This window comes from Ekhidna sp. ABH4_415 (assembly GCF_056161305.1).
Genome location: NZ_JBSWYW010000005.1, coordinates 36992 through 58955 on the forward strand (window position 1 = coordinate 36992; position 21964 = coordinate 58955).

The window sequence follows — 21964 nt, forward strand, 5'->3', positions numbered from 1 at the left end:
CGGCTAAGATATAAACTGTCTAAGTTAATTTTGAGCCATGCAAAAAGATCAGAAAGTTTTCGACCTAATCAAGGCTGAAGAAAAGCGGCAGATTGAAGGAATAGAGCTGATAGCCTCAGAAAATATCGTATCGCCTCAGGTGCAGGAAGCAGCCGGAAGTGTCCTTACCAACAAATATGCAGAAGGACTACCGGGTAAAAGATATTATGGTGGCTGTGAAGTAGTAGATGAGATTGAAGATCTGGCAAGGGAAAGAGCCAAGGAGCTTTTCGGGGCGACCTGGGCAAATGTCCAGCCTCACTCAGGAGCACAAGCAAATGCTGCAGTAATGTTGGCATGCTTAAATGCCGGAGATGAAATTCTTGGTTTTGATCTTTCACATGGTGGACACCTCACGCATGGATCTGGTGTGAACTTTTCCGGAAAGCTTTACAAACCAAACTTTTATGGGGTAGAAAAAGAATCTGGTCTCATCGATTATGATCAGCTGGAAAAAGTGGCTCGAGAAAAAAAGCCAAAGATGATCATTTGTGGTGCGTCTGCATATAGCCGCGATTGGGATTACGAAAGGTTCCGAGCCATTGCTGATGAAGTGGGGGCTATTTTGCTGGCTGACGTTTCCCACCCATCTGGTTTGATAGCGAGAGGTCTTTTGAATGATCCACTGGAATACTGCCACATTGTGACCACTACCACGCACAAAACCTTGAGGGGCCCGAGAGGAGGAATGATCTTAGTTAGAGATGATATTGAAAACCCATGGGGAATAACCACACCGAAGGGAGTAGTGAGAAAACTAAGCTCATTGCTTGATTCAGGAGTATTTCCCGGTACTCAGGGAGGACCGCTAGAACACATAATCGCTGCTAAGGCTGTGGCTTTTGGAGAGGCACTTTCTGATGATTACATGGACTACTTGCTTCGGGTAAAGAAAAACGCAGCGGTCATGGCAGATACGTTTGTGAAGAAAGGATATGACGTGATCTCAAAAGGCACGGACAATCACCTCATGCTGATTGATCTTCGATCTAAGGATATTACGGGTAAGGATGCTGAGAATGCGCTGATCAAAGCAGACATTACCGTAAATAAGAACATGGTTCCATTCGATGACAAGAGTCCGTTTGTGACCTCTGGTATGCGAGTGGGCACTCCTGCTGTTACCACTCGTGGTTTGGGTGAAGATGATATGGTGAAGATCGTTGACCTCATTGACACGGTAATCACCAACAAAGAAGATGAAAGTAAATTAGCTGAGGTGAAAACTGAAGTGAACAGCTGGATGTCCAAGTTTCCGTTATTTAAGGGATAAATAATGCCGCTGGATCAGATACCTGATGAAAAAGAGATGTCCTTTTTGGATCATCTCGAAGAATTACGATGGCACATCATCCGTTCTCTGATCGCTATTGTGGTTATTGCAATTGCAGCATTTGCCATGAAAGACTTTGTCATTGGCACTGTCATTCTAGGCCCCTCCCGCGCTGACTTTTGGACGTACCAAAAACTTTGTCAACTTGCCGATCTGATAGGGACCCCTGCATTGTGCATTGATACGCTCTCTTTTGAATTAGTTAGCCGGAAACTGAGTAGCCAATTCATGACCCATGTTAGTGTCTCTTTCGTTGTGGGCCTTGTACTGGGTTTTCCTTATTTATTTTGGGAAATATGGAGGTTTATTAAGCCAGGCCTTCGGCCACAAGAACGAAAAGCATCAAGAGGTGCTACTTTTTCTGTCTCAGTGCTTTTTATGATGGGAGTGCTGTTTGGCTATTTCATGATTGCCCCTATCTCAGTTCGCTTTTTCTCTACCTATCAGGTAGATCCGTCGCTTCAAAATCTCTTTGATCTTTCTTCCTACATCAACACGGTGACGCTGATCGTCTTTGGCTGTGGGATTTTATTTCAACTCCCGGTTATCGTTTATTTTCTCACTAAAGCAGGCATAGTGAGCTCAGCACTCATGAAGGCTTATAGAAAACATTCAATTATCGTAATTTTGATATTAGGAGCGGTTGTTACACCACCAGATCCATTCAGTCAAATACTGATTGCTTTACCTTTAATGATGCTTTACCAGTTTAGCATTGTAATAGCAAAGCGAATAGAAAAAAGAGAAGCCCGACAAAATAAAGAATCATGAAATTAGCGATAGGAGGCGATCACGCCGGATTTCAGTACAAAGAAAGAATAATCAAACATTTGGAAGCTGCCGGGTATGAGATTCGGGATTTCGGACCAAACACAGACGAATCTGTTGACTACCCGGATCATGTGCATCCATTAGCTACCTCCATTGCATCAGAAGATTTTGACCTGGGAATTTTAATCTGCGGGAGTGGAAACGGTGTGGCAATGACTGCCAATAAGCATGAAAATGTACGAGCCGCTCTGTGCTGGAATACCGAATTGGCTGCATTGGCCAGACAACACAACAATGCCAATATTATTTGCCTGCCGGCCCGATTTGTAGCTTATGAATACGCTGAAAGTTTGGTAGACACTTTCATCAAAACAGACTTTGAAGGTGGCAGACACGAAAGAAGAGTGAATAAAATTAATTGCTGATTTTCTCGTATCTGTGCGAACCAGTTCTTCGGTAAGCAGATTCCATTTTCGGAAACCGGCTAAATACAGCGGGTACCATATCCATCCCGTCAATTATAATCTCAGGATCTGCTTTTTGAAATATTTCATATAATCCAGCCGCAGTGTTGTAGTAAGCCAATCCTTCAAATGCTTTTCGGGCGTGATGCTCACTAAAGCAAGGGGTTAACATCTTTTCATTTTGGTAGTATCCCAGATCAGCTCCCAGAACCATTAGTCTTTTTTCTGTCGGCCTGCTTTCAACTAGCAGGGGATCCGTGAAATTCGTATAGCAATAGATAGCGTAGAATAATATGCCAAAGATCATGAATCCTGGCATAACAAATTGAAAGATGCGCTTTCTCAAAAGAATGAAATAATGAGTCCAGAAATATGCTATCACAGGTACAATGAATACGATTTCATGAAATGACTTTCCATTAGATAGGAAAAAGGTCGCTACTCCTCCGAAAAACATCAACCAAATCACCTGCTGTATTTTCTGCTGGAAGCTGGTGAGTCTCGCAGAACCCCAGGTTTTGAACACCGAAAGAACGAAAATGAAAATAAACCCTGCACTGATTAAGAGAAATTCGTTTGTGCTCACGGGCGATCCCGCCTTTAGAAGGAGATTCTGAGTCACATAGCTATCGATGAAAACAGAAGCATGCCCCCTCGAATAGAAATACAGTGCACAGAGTGAGAATGCCATCAAAAAGCTAAAAAGATAAAGTAGCAATCGCCTTGTAACTGCGGTAGAAAACAAAATCAACGCAAACAAAAACACAAAGAAAAAGATCATTGATGGCAAGTAGATCATGGCTGCAACACCCAGGTAAATTCCTGAGTTCAGAAAGAGCTCATCAGTCACCTGATTATCTATTCTCCTCAAAACATTTCTCAACGACATCAAAACGAAAGTTAGACTCATTAATTGAGGGGAGAGTGTCATGAAGTCCGGCACAGCCATCATCAAAATCACGTATAAAAATGCCGGCAGGTAATTATTCTCGTCGTAGGCTTTGTTTTTCAATAGCAGCTGGTTGAAAATTCCTGCCTGAAAAATGATCACAAGCGAGCTAAACCCATAGTGAATGAAATTACTTCGGCCAAAAATGAAATACAGATACTTATAGACAAAGGCTGCAATTGGGCCCGTGTAATCAAATGTTTCTGCATACATCTTGAATCCCTGATTGAGCCATTCTCCTAAGAGCAGCCACTTTAATCCATAGAATGATTGCTCATCAATAAAGGCTCCCTGAATAAGCCTGATGACAACCATCAATATGAAGATAATTGCCAGGCGATAAGGATCGTTTATTCTAAAAAACCGTAACAAACAGTCTGAATTTTGATGTGAAATAAGGTAGAGTTCGAAATTAGGCCATTTGGCTAAACCGCTTAACGATTATCTTAGGATATTTGCAGATATATGGAAAGTAAGCGTCAAATAAAATACAGCAAACAGCTTCAAAAAGATCTGGCAGAAATCTTTCAGCAAGACCCATCACATTATTTTGGTTCTGCTCTGGGAACAATCACTGGGGTTTCGGTATCACCGGATCTTGGGCTAGCACGTGTGCACATTAGTGTTTTCCCCATCAACAAAGCAGAGGAAGTCTTCAAACATCTGGATGATATTAAAAGTGAAGTGCGGCTAAAACTTGGTAAAAAGATCGGCAATAGGGTGCGCATTATTCCAGAGCTGGCTTTCTTCCATGATGATACCGAAGAGAAAGCGTCCAAGATTGATAACCTCATAAACAAGCTAAACATACCGCCTGAGGAGCAATGAATTTTCCTTTCTTCATAGCGCGGAAATATTTCCTTTCAGGAAAAAAGAAAAATTTTATCAACGTCATCTCCATCATTTCTATGGTGGTGGTCGCGATAGGTACTATGTCTTTGATATTGGCCCTTTCAGTTTTCAATGGGCTGGAGGGCCTCCTCCGTTCCATGTATGGAAACTTTGACCCTGATATTGTGATTTTGCCTTCATCAGGAAAATCATTTAAAGATGATGCTACAAATGCTAAAAAAATAAGGTCAATAGATGGGGTCTTGGGTGTGGCGGAAGTAGTAGAAGATAACGTACTGGTCGAATACAAAGAGGCGCAGCGATTGGTTAGGATGAAGGGTGTCAGCCGTGACTTTGATAAATACAGCGGCATCAAAAATGTAATGGTTTCAGGCGAATTTCCTTTGGTAAGAGATAGTATTGGCTATGCGTTGATCGGGCGTGGGGTCCAGTATGATCTCTCGCTCAGTCTAAAAAATGACTTCTACACGTTACAGATGTATTATCCGAAAGATATTGGTCCGGGTGTGGTGAACCCTACCAGAATGTACAATCTGCTTAATATTATCCCTGGAGGAGTTTTTGCCATAGAAAAGCACTACGATGATAACTATGTCTTTGTCCCGATTGAGTTCGCTAAAGAACTATTAAACTATGAAAATCGACTTTCTTCCTTTGATGTGTATCTGGATGAAGATTCAAACGCAGCTCAAGTTAAGCAGCGTCTGCAGGGTGTCCTGGGCGATAAATTTGATGTAAAACTTGGGGAAGAACTTCACAGTGATTTGTATAAGGTTCTCAAAATTGAAAAACTCTTCGTATTTCTTATCCTCGTTTCTATTATAGGAATAGCTTCAATCAACATATTCTTTTCACTTACCATGTTGGTGATCGAGAAAAAGAAAGACATTTCTGTGCTGTTTGCTCAAGGCGCTTCTTCTCAGCTGATCCGAAATGTTTTTCTATATGAAGGGTGCATCGTAGCTTTTTCAGGAGCTGCGGTAGGCTTAATTTTGGGAATAGGCCTCAGCTTACTCCAGCAACATTACGGAATGGTAGGAATGGGTATGGACTCTGCAGTCATGAGTGCCTATCCGGTCAAAATCGAGATTCCTGACGTTCTGCTTACCATTTTAGCCATCATCATTATTACCGTTTTGGCTTCTATCCAGCCTGCTATAAAGGCCGGGAAATCCTTTTCTACGCACACTTTACAATAAACAGACAAACTCTTCGCAATTTCTTGATGTTCACGTTTCGGATTTTTACTATTTTCGAAGTTTATCTGATTTCAAAAATCTGTGAAAGTATCACCAGACAAGCCATTTGAATTAATTTACTCGCTCTACGATCACGAGTATTTGGGATACTTGATTGAATCCTTTGTGGTACAACTGAATGATAAAGGTGAACTCACTTACTCTCATCAGAATATTTCTGCAAAGAATGCGGAGGAGTTTGGTGCCCGCCTGGACGAGAATGATTTTAAGATCATCAAACTGATGGATCAGATTCAGCAAGATCAGGTTGCCAATCACTTTCAGAAAAAAAAGCAGAAACCAGAGGATTTTTTCCTCAAAGTCTATGACAAAAACACGGGAGATAAACTACTTCAAGGTGAAATAGAAAGCTATATAGAAAGAAGACGTTCTCAGATTTTGTCTCTGATTGCCGGTAAACGCCTATTCGAGATGGGTAAGGATGGAGAGCCGGCATGGAAGGAAATTGAAGTGGTTGATGAAAAAGCCACTATCCTATTCCACTTTAGAAAAAATGAAGACAACACCCATTATTTCCCAACCATAAAGCTGCGGGGTGAAAAGGTAGAGTTCCTAAACAATGGAAGTTACCTCTTGTGCAAAGAGCCGGCATGGCTCGTGGCAAACGACCAGCTTTTTACCTTCCAGAAACCAGTAAGCGGAGGGAAGCTCAAGCCGTTTCTGAAGAAAAAGTTTATTCTGATCCCTAAAGACATTGAGGAAACCTATTACAAAAAGTTTGTTGGTCCGCTTATCTCCGAATTTGACGTTTATGCTAAAGGATTTGACATAGTTACTCACAAGCCAAAACCCACTCCAAAAATCACAGTAAGTGAGCTCCAAACCTCACAAAATGCTTCACTTTTTGATGATAATGGAAATGCCCCGGCCGCATCAAATGACAAGCTGCTATTGGAACTGTCTTTCGATTATGGAAAACACAACTTTAACGCTGACAAGCTGAGCAAGGTAAGTGTCTCAATGGAAAAGCAAGCTGACAATTATACTTTCCATCGGATTAGCCGTGATCATGAAGGTGAAAAAGGAATCATTGAAGAGCTGGCTACCAAAGGCCTTCAGTTAAGAAACTCCAGAGTTACTCTACCTAAAACAGCTGCTTTTGACTGGATCGGAAGAAATAGTGACCTGCTCCAGGACTTCATTATCAAGCAAAATCAACAAGGGAAAAAGTTCTTCGTTGGAGAATCAACCATCGATTTGGAGGTGAGCGAAGGGGTAGATTGGTTTGATCTGAAAGCCAAGATCAGGTTCGGAGATTTCGAGGTGCCTTTTGAAGAGATTAGAAAGTGCATTCTAAAAGGGAAGACTGAGGTCATGCTCCCTAACGGAGAAATTGGTGTCATCCCCGAGTCATGGATTACCCGATACAAGGATCTCTTCGCATTTTCATCAGAGACTGATGATGGCATCACCTTGAACAAAATACATGTCTCTCTGGTGCAGGAGTTAAAGGAGAGTGAGCTTGCCAAAGTGACGATGGATCGCAAACTGGAGAAGCTTCTGGAGTTTGAGAAAATGGAAGATTATTCTGTTCCAAACTCATTTAAGGGTGACTTGCGGCCATATCAGCTAGCCGGATATAACTGGCTCAGGTTTTTGGAGGATTACAATTTTGGGGGCTGTTTGGCCGATGATATGGGTCTTGGAAAAACCATTCAGGCCCTGGCGTTATTGCAGCATCAGAAAAACGAAAATCCGGATAGCACCAGTTTGCTGATTATGCCGACTTCCCTCCTTTACAACTGGGAAATGGAGGCAAAGAAGTTTACGCCAAAGCTTAAAATCCTTAACTACACAGGAATTAACCGCGTCAAGGATACGGCCAGATTTGGAAAATATGATGTGGTGATCACCAGCTACGGCACCACCCGTGTAGATACCGATATCCTTTCAGAGTTCTATTTCAACTACATCATTCTGGATGAGTCGCAGGCCATAAAGAATCCTGATTCGCTCATTTCCAAAAAAGTGAGGGAATTGAAATCAAGAAGAAAGCTAATTCTGACAGGTACTCCTATTGAGAATAGTACCCTTGACCTGTGGTCACAGATGAGCTTTCTAAACCCAGGTCTGCTCGGTAATGAGAGCTACTTCAAGAAGGAATATCTCAAGCCCATTGAGAAACAGAAAGACGAATACAAAACAAAAAAACTTAATGCACTGATCAAGCCCTTCCTGTTACGAAGGGAGAAGAGCCAGGTAGCTGACGATCTGCCTGAAAAGGTGGTGAACGTTCGATACTGCACCATGTCTGAAGCACAGCGCGAGTTTTACGAAAAGGAAAAAAATGCTTTTCGCAGTAAAATCATGGATGTGATTGAGACGGATGGAATTGCTAAATCACACATGGTCTTGCTACAAGGTCTTACTCAACTACGTCAGATTGCGAATCACCCGGGTATGGTCGATCCTGAATACGATCAGAGCTCTGGAAAGCTGGAAGAGGTCACTTATATGGTTGAAAATACAATCTCAAAGGGACACAAAGTGCTTATCTTCAGTCAGTTTGTCAAGCATCTAAAAATCGTTTCAGATTACCTGGAGAGTCAGAATCTGTCTTATGCCTATTTAGACGGTTCCACCAAGGACCGTCAGAAGCAAGTGGAGCGATTTCAAAACGATCCCGATGTTTCCATCTTCCTGATATCATTGAAAGCCGGAGGAACGGGTCTGAACCTGACCAAAGCAGAGTATGTATTCCTTCTTGATCCATGGTGGAATCCGGCTGTAGAGGCTCAGGCTATTGATCGAGCTCATCGTATCGGTCAGACCAAGAAAGTCTTTGCCTACAAGTTTGTAAGTACGGACACCATAGAAGAAAAAATCATTAAACTACAGGAGCACAAACAAAGGTTGGCTTCTGATCTTATAACCGTAGAAGAAAGTTTCGTAAAAAGTCTCTCACAGAACGACATTCAAGATCTATTTGAGTAAATTTTATCAATCAAATAAGGGTTAGATTTTGTTCGTGTTGTTAGATGAGTGTAATTCATTACGTAAGAGACTTTCCTATGAGAAATCCGATTATAAGTCTGATTGCATTCATTTTAGTAATAAATACCTGCTTCTGCTCATCCGCTTCAGGTCAGAAGGAGTTTGGCTTTAAAATGCCTGAGAGTGCCCGTAAGATTGAAATCCCATTCGATCAACACAACAACCTAATAATTATTCCTATAACCATCAATCGATTTCTTACACTCAAGTTTATTCTTGATACCGGCGTAGAAAGCGCCATTCTTACTGAAAAGCTTTATGCTGACATTCTTGGTGTGAATTACATCAGAGAAATCACGATAGATGGTCCGGGTTTAATTGATTCTGTGGAGGCTTATATTGCCAATCAGGTCACATTTGGACTGCCTGGCGGGGTTATCGGTCACAATATGAATATGCTCGTCTTAAAGGAGGATTACCTCCAACTCTCTGAAAATATTGGTGATGATGTGCATGGCATTATTGGCTATGATATTTTTTCACGTTTTGTTGTTGACATCAACTATGATGATAATGTATTGACGCTCTATGACCCCAGGCGATTTAAAAAAAGCCGTAGAACTGTTGAAGTTCCCATTGAAATACGTGGTTCCAAGCCCTTTCTGAATGCAACTATCAAGCAGGACAGCAAAAAAAAGAATCTGGAAATCATGATCGACACAGGAGCCAGTCATGCCGCACTGATTGACTACAACTACCTTGATGGTATTGACCTACCCGAAAAAACGATCGAGACCCGATTAGGGAGGGGAATTGCAGGCGAAATACCAGGACATGTCGGACGCATGGACTCTGTAATGATCGATTGCTTCGACTTCAGTGAAATGCTGGTTTCTGCACCATATGAGGGTGCTTATAACAAAATAATCAAACGGGGTGCAAGGATTGGAACATTTGGGGGGGAGCTGCTCAATCGCTTCAATGTTACTTTTGATTATACAAACGAGAAGGTTTACCTGAGAAAAGGTGATAACTACAAAGACCCATTTGAATATGATATGAGTGGAATGTCTTTAAATACTATAGGTAAAAACCTGGACACTCTGAAGGTGATCAATGTAGATAAAGGAAGCCCGGCTTTTAAAGCAGATATCCGCAGAGGAGACATCATTCAGTCCATTAATGGAAAAAGTCTAAGGTACCATACCTTATCGGATATCTACAACTTGTTACAATTACGAGATGGTAAAAAAATCAGGGTTAAACTCTATCGAGACAGGGAAAAAATGAAAGTTACATTCAGATTAAAGAGGATTATATAAGTGAGGGATTAACGCTTTCCTTTTTTCTTTTCCCAGGTCTTTAGATCCAAAAGAAGTAGGCCTCTGCCTTTACCTGCTGGATCTTCAGCATGGGCATGTTGAAATACCATATACCTTCCATCGTCACTTACCACGGGATTAGAGGCCTTATATTCCGGATTTTCATTGAAGTAAGTAACACGCTCCACTTCACCTGAGCCGTCGAGTTTTAACTTATAAATGTCAAGCGTGAGGAATTCCTTCATGCCTTTGTATTTTGGGCGGTGACGATTGCTCTCAACGAGTATACTTAATCCATCTGGAAACGTCCCTTCTGCTTCATCATAGGTGCTCTCACTTTTTGAATAATTGATGAACTCCTTTTTTTCCATATCATAGCCAAATACCTCTGCCTGAAAGCCAAACTGGCCGCCGAAGGCATAAAAAATCAATTCGTTTTCATTTCCTGGTCTGAAATTTTGCGTTTCCATATCCCAGCCCTTTGCAGGGGATGGCAAATCTCCAGAAGTAAACAAAGGCCTCCAGTTTTTCAGTTTTGGTTTACCATTGTCATATTCTATTTCGCCCTTGTATATCGTTGACCCCAACGCCCAGGCAATGTTCATTTTTTTCCGAGATACTGCCGGCCCTTCCTTGCAATGAACACCCAATGGTGTGGGTGGTGATTTCAAATCTTTCTTCAACACCCACAGTTCCGTATTTCTAGCATCTCTACTTTTCCATGGATCGTTAGAATCAAAATTTTTCGCCCCAGACAATAGAATATCCCCATTGGATAAGTACAAAGCTCGAACAAACCCTTCATGGAAAAAATGATGTGTCATTGGACGTATGATGCCAGTGGCCACTTCTACCTCATAGACATCACCAAATGTTTTTTCAATGAATAGCACCCGCTCACCGTCGTGTGACCAATCAGCGCGCTGGCCGAAATAAGTAAGAGGTTTAATATAATCTGGAAGGTCATCTAGGGGAGATTTTTCCTGTGACCATGCTATGGCACTGACACAAAACAGAATGATTGATAAAAATGATTTTCTCATGATTCAGGCGAATTAACACTCAAATCTAACCACTCTATCGCTTCCCTTCCTATTATCAACCCTTACCTACATTCAGAGGAGCTATCTGTGCGTTTTCCGGCATCACAAATAAGCTGTCTGCAGGAGCCTCTTCTGAGAGCTCAATGCTTTCGAAAACAACCTCATTGCTCATCTCACCAACTGAGTCATCCTTAAACTGATGCCATTGAATGGCTGTGGGTAACAACAGTCCTTTGATTTCTATCCATTGATCGTATTTGATCAACTTGTACGTATTGCTAGGTTCTCCACTTCGATAGGTCACTGTGTACATGAGCCATTCCATTTTGTTGGTCTCAGGATCATACCATAAGATATAATTATCATCTGGGGCATCTCCAATATTTTCCCCGTAAGAAATTTTGATTCCATTGTACGTTTTACCTAAAATCTCACGAGGTTCTACATCTTCGTAAAATGCTCCCGGATCTCCTACGACGAATGGCATTGCATAGAAATAGAAGTACAGATTGTGATAAAACCGGGCTCGTCTGGCATCCACTGTGTCGGGTGTCACCCAAACTTCATTACCATCAAATCCGATAATTTGCTTAGTTGATTCGAGTCTGATTTTTCTATTTTGAAGGTTGGTTATCGTTGACTCGCCCCCTTTCACGTAGGAAAGGGACTTCATCTTTGACCATTGATTATAGCCTCCATGTGCGTCGAAAACCTTAGTAAGCGATTCTGAGTGATGATCGGGAGCTTTGTAAGTAGCTTCTGATTTTTGTTGCTCCTGGTCTTGTTTCCCTGATTGACAAGCGACTATAAATACAGAAAAAACTAAATAAGTGAGATTCTTCATAAAAAAAATTTCTTCAAATGTAGCCGATAAAAAAGGCCTCCTGTAGCTCTGGAAAATCATTTCATGCTAAAAGGTAAGCTGGACTACATTCAAAAATCGAATTGATAACGCAACATTAAAACTACAATTAAGGTATAAGATTAATTATTAATACTACATTTAAGGTAAAAATGTAAAATCATGGGAAAACATCAACTCGGAGAATTTGAAGAAGTGGTGATGCTGACAGTGGCCATCCTTATTGATGAAGCATATGGATTTGCCATTATTGAAGAGATGGAAAAGCGTCTCAACCGAAAGGTGAGTATCGGAGCACTACAAACTGTACTTCGAAGACTAGAGAAAAAAGGCTACCTAACCTCAGAGTTTGGAGAAGCAACCAGCGTGCGTGGTGGAAAGAGAAAGCGATTCTTCCATCTTACCTCAGCGGGTAAAAACATTCTTCAGGAAACCAAGGAACAGCGACTAGGACTATGGAATGCTGTTCCTGAATTTGTGGTGAAGTTTAATAAAGCCTCCAAGGTTTTAAAAACCAAGGAGGTTTAAGCGCATGAAGCAACCCCCAAAATATCCCCTTCGCTTCTTTCGCTGGTTCTGCCATCCGGACTATGTGGAAGACATTGAGGGTGACCTTATGGAACGGTTTGAAAAAAGGCCATCCAGATGGCGTTTTACATGGGAGGTTCTAAAGCTCTTAAGGCCAGGAATTGTTAAAAGATTTGATGGGACCTATCGTATGAACCATTATGGCATGCTGAAGCACTATTTAAAAATTAGTTACAGAAATCTCATTCGAAGAAAATCAATTACTCTCCTAAACATTGGAGGACTTGTGATGGGACTGACCATTGCAATGCTCATCGGATTATGGATAGAAAGTGAGCTTTCATTCAACAAACAGAATGAGAATTATGATCGGGTGGCAATGGTCCGTGTTCAGGAGAACATTAATGGAAATATAGAAAATTCTGTTTCTGTTCCTTATCCACTTCATCTGGCCTTAAAAAATGAATACGCGGATGATTTTGAACATGTAATCTATTCTACCTGGCTTGGAAACATGGTCGTAACGTATGATGAAAAAGCAATCACCGCCAAGGGAGGGTTTATGGATGTGGGAGCTCCAGATCTCCTTTCTCTAAGTATGGTAAAGGGAAATAGAAATAGCCTCTCCGAAATGGGTAGTGGGCTGATTTCGGAATCACTGGCAAAGGCTTTATTTGGAGATCAAGATCCAATTGGAAAAACGGTTAAAGCTAAAAGGAACTGGTATGTGACTGTAAGAGGAGTTTTTAAGGATATTCCATCAAATAGCTCATTCCATGGTGTCAATTTCATAGGAGATTGGGATTTTTATGAGTCATCAATCTCATGGCGTGATCACAAAACTAACTGGGGCAGCTTCACAAACAGATTGTATGTGGTGCTAAAACCGGACGTCAACCTGGATAACGTCAACAAAAAAGTCAAAAGAATTATTCACAACAATCTCTCTGAAAAAGATAAAATCTATGATACCAAAGTTTTTCTTCATCCCATGAGGGACTGGCATTTACGGTCCAACTGGGAAAATGGCATTCAGACAGGAGGTGATATTCAATACGTTTGGTGGTTTGGGATCATTGGAGGATTTGTTTTGCTTCTGGCGTGTGTGAATTACATGAACTTAAGCACGGCTCAGTCCATTCGAAGAGCTAAAGAAGTAGGTATTAGAAAATCTATCGGTACAACGAGGCGCCAACTAATTGCGCAGTTTCTAACTGAGTCTATATTGACGGTATTTATCTCCTTCGTTTTTGCCTCAGCACTTGCATTCCTTTCACTACCCTTCTTCAATTTTTTAATCAATAAGCAAATTTCTTTCCCTTTGAATTCTCTCCAATTTTGGGCAAGTGGTGTTGGATTTGCATTGAGCATTGGGCTGGTTTCCGGAAGTTATCCAGCCTTCTATCTCTCAACTTTCAGTGCAATTCGAGTATTAAAAGGAACATACCATAACACCCTTTCTGCTGTTTTTTTCAGAAAGTCATTAGTTGTCTTTCAATTTACCATTGCTGTTATTTTGATCATTGGTACATTGATTGTGAGTCAGCAAATAAATCATGCAAGTAATCGGCCACTGGGTTATGATCAAAGTGGAATTGTTTCTATTTCAATGCATGCGGTAGAACATTGGTCAACCAATGATGCGTTCCGAAATGACCTTTTAGCATCTGGTTTGATCACTCACTTCACACAATCCTCCGCGCCTCTAACAGGAATATGGACAGAAAGTGGAAACATTAGTTGGGATGGAATGGATACAGGACTTCAGCCGCAATTATGTACGTTTATTGTGAACCATAATTTTGGTCAAACGATTGATTGGGAGATTATTGAAGGAAGAGATTTCTCCGAGGAACTCAATAGTGATTCCGCAGCTATTATTGTCAATGAAGCAGCTGTTGAATACATGCAGTTAACAGATCCTCTTGAGACGAGTATTAAATGGTCTAACAAATCACGAATAATAGGTGTCGTTAAAAATTTCCTGATGGAGAGTCCTTTTAGCGAAGTAAGACCAACCATTTATGCTGTGAGCCCAGTAGAATTACGAAATTTTCAGATCTTAAGATTGAACCCCAAAATACCTGTATTAGATGCTATTTCAGGCATTGAAGAAATTCATAAAAAACACTTGCATAACGTACCCTTTAGCATTGACTTTATCAGTGATCTTCATAATAAGAAATTTAAGAAGATCGAACAACTAGCTAACATCTCACATGTATTTGCTCTCTTGGCAATTTTAATAAGTAGCCTTGGAATATTTGGACTTGCAGCCTACATGGTGGAACAACGGACCAAAGAGATTGGCATCAGAAAGGTGCTAGGAGCATCTATTTATAATATATGGAAACTGCTTTCCATTGAGTTTGTACTACTTGTACTTATCTCATGTCTCTTTGCGCTACCTATAGCGTATTATTTAATTAGTAATTGGCTTGAGCAATATGAATATAGAATTCAAATTCAAGGATGGGTATTAATAGCCTCATGCTTTGGTGCTTTGTTTATTACACTATCAATCGTAAGCGTTAAGTCATTCAGTGCTGCTCTTGTTAATCCGGTAGACTCACTTCGAGATGAATAATCGATCTTGAGAGACCAAAAAGCTATTTTTAAATCCGACTTCATCCAAGTCGGATTTTTATTTGATATTAAATCAACACTACAATTAGGAATTAACCTAATATTGCTCTAGAATTGCAACACTGCAATTAGGAAACAACTATGGGTAAGTATCAATTAGGTGAATTTGAAGAGATTGTTTTATTGACGGTTGGTGTGCTATTCGGAGATGCATATGGCGTTTCCATCAAGCTATCAATAGAGGAAAAGCTTAAACGATCCGTAAGTGTGGGGGCACTTCAATCCGCATTAAAGAGACTAGAGCAAAAAGGCTACATTTCTTCAAAAGAAGGAGAATCCACCGGAGATCGAGGTGGCAGGCCTAAGCGGTATTTTCAATTGACGGTTGCTGGAAAAGATGCTATTGAACACGCAAGAGAAGTACGCAATCAGCTTTACAATGAGATACCTAAAGTAGCCTTAGATCTTAAATTCACTCTTTCATGAGTGTCCAATACCCTCCCAAATTTCTATTACGTTTTTTCCGCTGGTTTTGTGATCCAGAACTCGTGAGCTTCGTGGAAGGAGACCTAATTGAACTCTATCAATACAATTCAAGGACTAAAAATAAATGGAGTGCTAACTGGGTATTCTTTTGGGAAGTAATCAAACTTCTACGCCCATCCATTATCAAAAACTTTGAAGGGACTACAAAAATCAACTACTACGGCATGTATAAACACAATATAAAAATCGCCTGGCGGAATGCGATCAGGCAAAAGCAATTTACTGTACTCAATCTTTTAGGACTCACGATCGGCATCAGCACGTGTCTCCTAATCGGTCTGTATATCCATGATGAAATGTCATTCGACTCGTTTCATGAAAAAGGAGACAGGATCTATCGTGTAAATCAACCGTTTATTTGGGGCGACTGGAATAATACCATGTCGGCAACCGGTCCAAATGTTGCCACAGCCTTGCGAGAAGATGCTCCGGAATTTGAAGAGGTAACGCGTTTAATGTCCCTTGGGGCCATGACTGTAACCACTTCATCCAACGGCAATAAGGGTAATGCCTTTAAGGAAAACAGGTTGTACGCTGCAGAAGAAAATTTCTTTGAGGTATTCACCTTTCCTTTCATTTCAGGAGACGCCAAATCAGCGCTGCAAGATCCACTGGCCATACTGCTGACTGAAAAAACGATGAAACGATATTTTGGGCCAGAAGTGTCTCCATCTGAAGCAATGGGTCGCAATGTGGAGATTAAACAATACGATGGATCCTGGAAATCTTTTACAGTGAAAGGGATTCTTAAGGATGTGCCTTCTCAATCTCATATTCAGTTTGACGCCCTGGTTTCTTTAAAAAGTGAGTCTGAAATGATGCAAGCTCATGGGTGGAAATGGATATGGACGACTTTCTCCACCTACGGCTTGGTAAGCGAGGGAACAAACATTGCTTTACTGGAGCATGAGATTCAGGAAATCCCTCCAAAGTGGGCTCCTCCCACTGCCGAGCGTATCTTTAAGCAAAGCTACGAGGAGTTTACTGCCGGCAACCTCTGGAAACTTGAGCTACAGCCATTGAGAGAGATTTACATTTCAGGAACACCATCAAGCCATGCTTTTGGTCCTACTGGAAACCCATTATTCTCGCAAATATTCGGTGCTATCGGTTTACTCGTTCTAATCCTATCCGCCATCAATTTCATGAACTTGTCTACAGCTCGTGCCACCAACCGATCAAAGGAAGTGGGTATGAGAAAGGTGATGGGATCGAAGCGAGAATCAATCATTCAGCAATTCATTTTGGAGTCCGTGCTTTTCGTAAGTGTTGGGACAGTTCTGGCTTTTATCCTTGTCAAGCTGACAATCGGTCCATTCAATCATTTCGCTGACAAGCAAATTGAATTGTCTCCTTATTTAAGCAATCCTACCTTCTATTTCGTAGCGACCGCTTTCATCCTGCTTCTGGGCTTTATGGCTGGAAGCTACCCCGCATTATACTTATCATCTTTTCGCCCCATAGAGTCATTGAAAGGGAAGATAAATACGGGATTTAAGGGGAGAAGCATCAGGAATGGGCTTGTCGTATTCCAGTTTACCATCTCAATAGCTCTTATTATCTGTACCTTTTTTGTGCAAAAACAGCTGACTTACGCATCAAAAGTAGATGTAGGGTTTGCCAAAGAAAATATCCTGCAATTGCACAATGTAGAGGAACTTGGTTTTGATACCCAAAATGTTAAGAATCGGCTTGCTTCAAATCCACAATTCTCTGTGGTGGGAAAATCTTTTGGCGTCCCTCCATTTGTATGGACTGGCGATCGATACCGTGCTGATGGCCCGGATAACCCGGTCGTGCAACTGAGCAACCTTCGAGTCGATGAAGATTACCTCAACGTCCTTGGCTTGGAGTTTTTGCAAGGAAGAAATTTTGAAGCTGCCCATGAAAATGACAAGTATAAAGTCATCCTAAATGAAGAGGCTGTCAAGGCACTTGGCTGGTCGATTGATGAGGCTGTCGGTAAATCTGTTGCCCTTGCATCTGGTGGAGAAGAAGCGCATGAAGTGATCGGAGTGGTTGAAAACTTTAATTTTCAAAGCGTCAAATCCGAAATTGATCCATTGATTCTCATTCATCATCAAAATGATCATGTATGGGATTATGGTGGGGGAAAGTCTTACTACTCCATGCGATTTAACTCGGAAGCGATCTCCACCACAGAAGATCTGAATAAGTTGTTGATCTCATTGGAAGAAGAAATGAAGCAGATCGATCCGTCTGTCCCATTTGAGTACAGCTTTATGGATCAGGATTTTGAAGCCACGTTCCGCTCTGAACAGAAAATGGCTACCATTCTTAACCTGTTTACCGGCATGGCGATGATCATTGCCTGTCTGGGGTTGTTTGGACTAGCTGCATTTTCGGCAGAGCAGCGCATCAAAGAGCTGGGGATACGGAAAGTATTGGGCGCCAGTATTGCCGAGCTGGCTGTATCATTTTCGACAGAATTTACCCGACTGGTATTCGTTGCTATCCTTCTGGCTTGTCCGATTGCATGGTTCTTTGTGAGCGAATGGCTTCAGGAATTTGCATACAGTACACCAATCGAGATATGGGTATTTGTAGTGGCAATAGCAGCAGCATTAATCATCGCCATTTCAACCATCAGCTTTCAGGCCATTCGTTCAGCTAATAGAAACCCGGTAGAGACACTAAAGGATGAATAGCCAAATAATACTAACTCCTATTCTATCCATCATTTAAATATTACTACAATTAGGAATTTATAACAAAAATTTAGTCTCTTCGTAAACTCTACAAATAGGAATTAATTATAAGCGTGTCGCCTGCCTGTCGGCAGACAGGCCTAACCCAATTATTGAGAACACGAATCGAATGTAATCATAGGGGTAGCAAATCGCTCATTATTCAACTTTTAGACAAATGAAAAAATTTCAATTGGGTGAATTCGAAGAGATCGTAATGCTTACAGTCGCAATTCTCTACGACAATGCGTATGGTGTTTCCATTAAAAAAGAAATTGAAACTAGGTTAAATCGCGGCGTTAGTGTAGGTGCCTTGCAGTCGGCCTTAAAGAGACTTGAGGATAAAGATTATTTGGAATCGCACGACAAAGATGCTACTCAGGAGAGGGCAGGACGTCCTAAGCGCTATTACAAGATTACTGCGCTCGGCAAAGAAGCCATGGAGTATACGAAAGAGACTCGCAACTCGCTTTGGGATGCCATACCAGCTATATCTCTTGATGTAAAGTTTGCCCGACTATTCAATGCATAATCCACCCCAGCTTTTTCTCAAATTCTTTCGATGGTATTGCCATCCTGATTTGGTCAGACCTATCGAAGGAGACCTGATGGAACTCTATGAGGAAAGAGTGGAAGCACTAGGAAAGAAAAAGGCCAATCGAAAATTTATAAAGGACGTTCTCCTGCTGTTTAGAAAGGACATTATAAAACCAGCAGAAGGATCAATAAAACTCAACTATTACGGTATGTTTAAAAATCACCTTAAAATCTCACTGAGAAACCTTCTAAAGCAGAAAGGCTTCACAGCAATAAATGTGTTCGGCTTGACAGTAAGCATGGCAATAACAATGCTTATCATACTCTTCATCTTTGATCAGGATACTCAAGATGAACATAACCCAAATGCAGTCAACACCTATCGTGCCATCACAGTATTTCATGATGTTGCAGAGGATAAAAATTATTCATATGGAACTTCTCCTTATGAATTTAACCAGCTTGTTTCACTCAACATAGAGTCAGTTACATCGGCAACACAAATCGTCAAAAAAACTGGACTCTTGACAATCGATGAAGATGAATTTCAATTCAGCGGATTATATGCATCTTCCAATTTCCTAAACTTCTTTCACTTCGATTTACTGAGAGGAGACAAGGTAAGTGCATTAGATAATGAAACCAATCTGATTATCTCTAAAGAAATGGCGACCAAAATATTTGGTGAAAGTACAGCAATTGGAAAAACGATTACCATTCAAGATTTAGGTGATTTCATTGTGTCGGGAGTGATCGATAAGACTAAGTATAAAACTCATCTTTCTTATGATATAATCATACCTATCAGTGCGTTTTCAAATAAGGAGGAAAATAAAAAATTACTGACAGACTGGGAGAAAGGTTCGAAAGTGTTTTATAACTATTTCAGGTTGCAAGAGGAAACTTCTGTTGAGATTCTTGAAAGCTACATTGCTAGTCTAGATATTAAAATACCTGATGAGAAAAAAGGTCTGTATCATTTTGAAACGCAACGACTCGATCAAATAAACCTGGGTTCGTTGATCCGAAATGAAATTGGAATTACAACTCCTGGTTTTGTGGCCTATTTTTTCGGTATTCTCGGTCTGGTTCTGATCCTCTCTGCTAGTTTTAATTACATGAACATGGCTATTGCTAGAGGGTTAAAACGAGCAAAAGAAGTTGGCGTAAGAAAAGTGCTTGGTGCAGGCAGAAGACAAGTTATTACTCAGTTTTTGATGGAAGCCCAGCTGGTCATTTTCGTGTCGCTTATCTGTGCCTTTTTCTTACTTCAGGTTTTGGTTCCAATCTTTAATGACCTGAAGATTTTGCGTGATATTGATGGAGCCATTACTATGAATTTCAATAGCAACTTCAACATCTATATTTCATTCATAGCTTTTGCAATAATCTTAGGTTTTGTGTCTGGGGTGTATCCGGCATTATACCTTTCTTCTTTCAAATCTATTTCTGTTTTGAAGGGATCTACAGGCTCCAGAAAGTCTCCCTCGTTCATCTTCAGAAAGATTCTGGTTTTTTTTCAGTATTCTTTTTCGGTAATATTTATCATAACAACAATTATACTGTATCAGCAGGCTAGGGTTTTTGTCACCACTGATTACGGTTTTGATCATACCAATATTATAAACGTACCCAAAACAAATAATATCCCATACGAGACATTTCGAACAGAATTGTTGAAGAACCCACAAGTAGCTGGCGTTTCTGCTGTCTCAAACCTTCCAGTTATCTCTCCCTTTGAAAATGTAGAAATAACTAATCGCTCTTCCACTGATAGAAATATCAAGTCTTCTATTTTTTCCATCGATGCATACGCACTCGAAAACTTAGGTATTGAATTAATCGCAGGAAAGAATTTTTCTAGTCGTCCACAAAATGAGAGTAGCAATGTCATTATTAATGAAAAAGCCATGCACGCTCTGGGACATGAGAATGCACTGAGTGCATTAAACACAATTATCGAAATACAATCTTTCGATAAGGACACGCGTAAAACGACCTCTGAAAAAAAGAGGGTGATTGGAGTGGTAAAAGACTTTAATTATCAATTTATCTTCGTCGAAAGTGGGGCCCTAATTATACAATACAAGCCAGAATCACTTTCTACTATCAATATAAAGGTTGCAGGAGTTTCTCCGAAGCAGGGTTCAGAAATAATTGAATCTGTTTGGAACACATTCGATAACAATCGCAGAATGGATTATCAAACATATGAGTACGGAATGGAAGATATAAATTCAGAATTTTCCGAGCTCGTGAATATCATTGGCATTGTTGGTTTCATTGCAATTCTAATTGCATGCCTCGGTCAATTTAGCATGGTTATTCACCATGTAGAGCTTAAAACCAAAGAAATTGGAATTAGAAAAGTCTTGGGTTCTAAACTGCCTAGCCTAATGTTCGGACTATCCAAAGGGTTCATTTGGGTTATTGCCATTGCCATCGTTATGTCCACACCATTGGCTGTCCTTATCAATATAGCCTGGACAAGTAAAGTATACAATGCCCCAGAAATTTCATTTTACAATATATCTATGGGTTTAGGGGTTATCTTGATATTGGCAGTGGGAACGATCTATATTTTTATTTACAAAGCAGTGCAAGCAAATCCGGTGGAATCACTAAAAGTTGAATAACTGTTGGTAACATATTCGCTGGACAGAGTTACAGTCACACTACATGAACTGAAGCCTCCAGAGGATGCTAAAGGAAGGTCATTTGATTTTATCCAACTCAAACCTATAATCCGCTTGCAGGTCTTCATGAAGGCTTGCAAGTGCTTTATTGATTCGCTTGATTTCTCTATGATACAGGTTATTAATCGTCGTGTTCCTGTTTATTGCAATACCAGAATCCTTTATACACCGGCTGAAATACAATCGAACCTCCACTTCTGTTTGCTTTTGTCCTGAATAGCGAAGCGACTTATTGAGTGAGCGAACAATTTTCTGAAGGCCTTTCTTCACGTAATAGAGGTGAGACATATTGATCTCTTCCATCATGTCATCGATATCCTCTTTCAGCAGTTTGATATAGCTCTGTTCATCTCCAGCCTCAAAGAGTAAATAGGTTAGAAGTTCTTTATTATCTTTTTTAAACCGGCCCAGACGTAAACAAATAGCCAGTAATTCGTCAGGGCTTCTTTGCTTGAGTTCTCTTTTAATATCTGCCAGTGATGCTGCCTTCATTTCAGGACAACAAATGTACACCCTTTGATGGGTCACTTTGACT

At 40.7% G+C, this 21964-nt stretch carries 17 protein-coding genes; 13 read left to right on the forward strand and 4 right to left on the reverse strand.

From position 1 onward, the window contains the following. The first annotated feature begins 37 nt into the window (after positions 1–37). From ACXAH9_RS09395 to rpiB, 3 genes are read left to right on the forward strand one after another with little or no spacing between them, the layout of a single operon-like run. Entirely contained in the window at positions 38–1312 is a 1275-nt protein-coding gene (locus ACXAH9_RS09395; protein ID WP_474894605.1) for a serine hydroxymethyltransferase, read from the forward strand. A 3-nt stretch (positions 1313–1315) separates the two neighbouring features. Further along, entirely contained in the window at positions 1316–2143 is an 828-nt protein-coding gene (gene tatC, locus ACXAH9_RS09400; protein ID WP_474894606.1) for a twin-arginine translocase subunit TatC, read from the forward strand. Next, positions 2140–2568: a ribose 5-phosphate isomerase B gene (gene rpiB / locus ACXAH9_RS09405; RefSeq protein ID WP_474894607.1), complete on the forward strand. Its 429-nt coding sequence runs from the start codon at positions 2140–2142 to the stop codon at positions 2566–2568. Before tatC ends, rpiB begins: the two co-directional genes overlap by 4 nt. On the opposite strand, the gene ACXAH9_RS09410 is transcribed toward rpiB, so the two are convergent. Further along, a complete protein-coding gene (locus ACXAH9_RS09410; RefSeq protein WP_474894608.1) occupies positions 2558–3928 on the reverse strand; it encodes a hypothetical protein in 1371 nt (456 codons plus the stop codon). The genes rpiB and ACXAH9_RS09410 overlap by 11 nt on opposite strands. A 93-nt stretch (positions 3929–4021) precedes the next feature. On the opposite strand from ACXAH9_RS09410, the gene rbfA reads away from it, so the two are divergent. The 4 genes from rbfA to ACXAH9_RS09430 all read left to right on the forward strand — a co-directional run bounded on the left by rbfA (position 4022) and on the right by ACXAH9_RS09430 (position 9923). Then, positions 4022–4384, forward strand: a complete 363-nt coding sequence (rbfA, locus tag ACXAH9_RS09415) for a 30S ribosome-binding factor RbfA (RefSeq protein WP_349566511.1) — start codon at positions 4022–4024, stop codon at positions 4382–4384. Next, entirely contained in the window at positions 4381–5607 is a 1227-nt protein-coding gene (locus ACXAH9_RS09420; RefSeq protein ID WP_474894609.1) for an FtsX-like permease family protein, read from the forward strand. Before rbfA ends, ACXAH9_RS09420 begins: the two co-directional genes overlap by 4 nt. An 81-nt stretch (positions 5608–5688) precedes the next feature. Continuing rightward, positions 5689–8601, forward strand: a complete 2913-nt coding sequence (locus ACXAH9_RS09425) for a DEAD/DEAH box helicase (RefSeq protein ID WP_474894610.1) — start codon at positions 5689–5691, stop codon at positions 8599–8601. A 77-nt stretch (positions 8602–8678) separates the two neighbouring features. Further along, complete coding sequence (locus tag ACXAH9_RS09430; RefSeq protein WP_474894611.1) at positions 8679–9923, forward strand: PDZ domain-containing protein; 1245 nt, start codon at positions 8679–8681, stop codon at positions 9921–9923. An 8-nt stretch (positions 9924–9931) separates the two neighbouring features. Here the strand turns inward: ACXAH9_RS09430 and ACXAH9_RS09435 are convergent, their stop codons facing one another. Both ACXAH9_RS09435 and ACXAH9_RS09440 read right to left on the reverse strand, forming a co-directional pair. Next, a complete protein-coding gene (locus tag ACXAH9_RS09435) occupies positions 9932–10966 on the reverse strand; it encodes a TolB-like translocation protein (protein WP_474894612.1) in 1035 nt (344 codons plus the stop codon). 55 nt (positions 10967–11021) lie between these two features. Further along, a complete protein-coding gene (locus ACXAH9_RS09440) occupies positions 11022–11810 on the reverse strand; it encodes a DUF6503 family protein (protein ID WP_474894613.1) in 789 nt (262 codons plus the stop codon). Between the two features lie 180 nt (positions 11811–11990). Here ACXAH9_RS09440 and ACXAH9_RS09445 point away from each other — a divergent pair, with 180 nt between their 5' ends. The 6 genes from ACXAH9_RS09445 to ACXAH9_RS09470 all read left to right on the forward strand — a co-directional run bounded on the left by ACXAH9_RS09445 (position 11991) and on the right by ACXAH9_RS09470 (position 21369). After that, the gene (locus ACXAH9_RS09445) at positions 11991–12356 is read left to right on the forward strand and encodes a PadR family transcriptional regulator (RefSeq protein WP_474894614.1); all 366 of its coding nucleotides are present in this window, start codon (positions 11991–11993) and stop codon (positions 12354–12356) included. 4 nt (positions 12357–12360) lie between these two features. Further along, positions 12361–14943 carry an ABC transporter permease gene (locus ACXAH9_RS09450; RefSeq protein WP_474894615.1) on the forward strand — a complete coding sequence of 861 codons (2583 nt, stop codon included), beginning with the start codon at positions 12361–12363 and terminating at the stop codon, positions 14941–14943. Positions 14944–15083: 140 nt separating this feature from the next. Next, on the forward strand, positions 15084–15428 hold the full coding sequence (locus tag ACXAH9_RS09455) for a PadR family transcriptional regulator (RefSeq protein WP_474894616.1): 345 nt from the start codon (positions 15084–15086) through the stop codon (positions 15426–15428). Continuing rightward, positions 15425–18157 carry an ABC transporter permease gene (locus ACXAH9_RS09460; RefSeq protein WP_474894617.1) on the forward strand — a complete coding sequence of 911 codons (2733 nt, stop codon included), beginning with the start codon at positions 15425–15427 and terminating at the stop codon, positions 18155–18157. The genes ACXAH9_RS09455 and ACXAH9_RS09460 overlap by 4 nt, the downstream gene beginning before the upstream one ends. Before the next feature lie 232 nt (positions 18158–18389). After that, positions 18390–18728, forward strand: a complete 339-nt coding sequence (locus ACXAH9_RS09465) for a PadR family transcriptional regulator (RefSeq protein WP_474894618.1) — start codon at positions 18390–18392, stop codon at positions 18726–18728. Then, positions 18721–21369 (forward strand): ABC transporter permease, encoded by a 2649-nt coding sequence (locus tag ACXAH9_RS09470; protein ID WP_474894619.1) that lies wholly within the window; start codon positions 18721–18723, stop codon positions 21367–21369. The genes ACXAH9_RS09465 and ACXAH9_RS09470 overlap by 8 nt, the downstream gene beginning before the upstream one ends. A gap of 78 nt (positions 21370–21447) precedes the next feature. On the opposite strand, the gene ACXAH9_RS09475 is transcribed toward ACXAH9_RS09470, so the two are convergent. Further along, positions 21448–21921, reverse strand: a complete 474-nt coding sequence (locus ACXAH9_RS09475) for a hypothetical protein (protein WP_474894620.1) — start codon at positions 21919–21921, stop codon at positions 21448–21450. Positions 21922–21964: the final 43 nt, after the last annotated feature.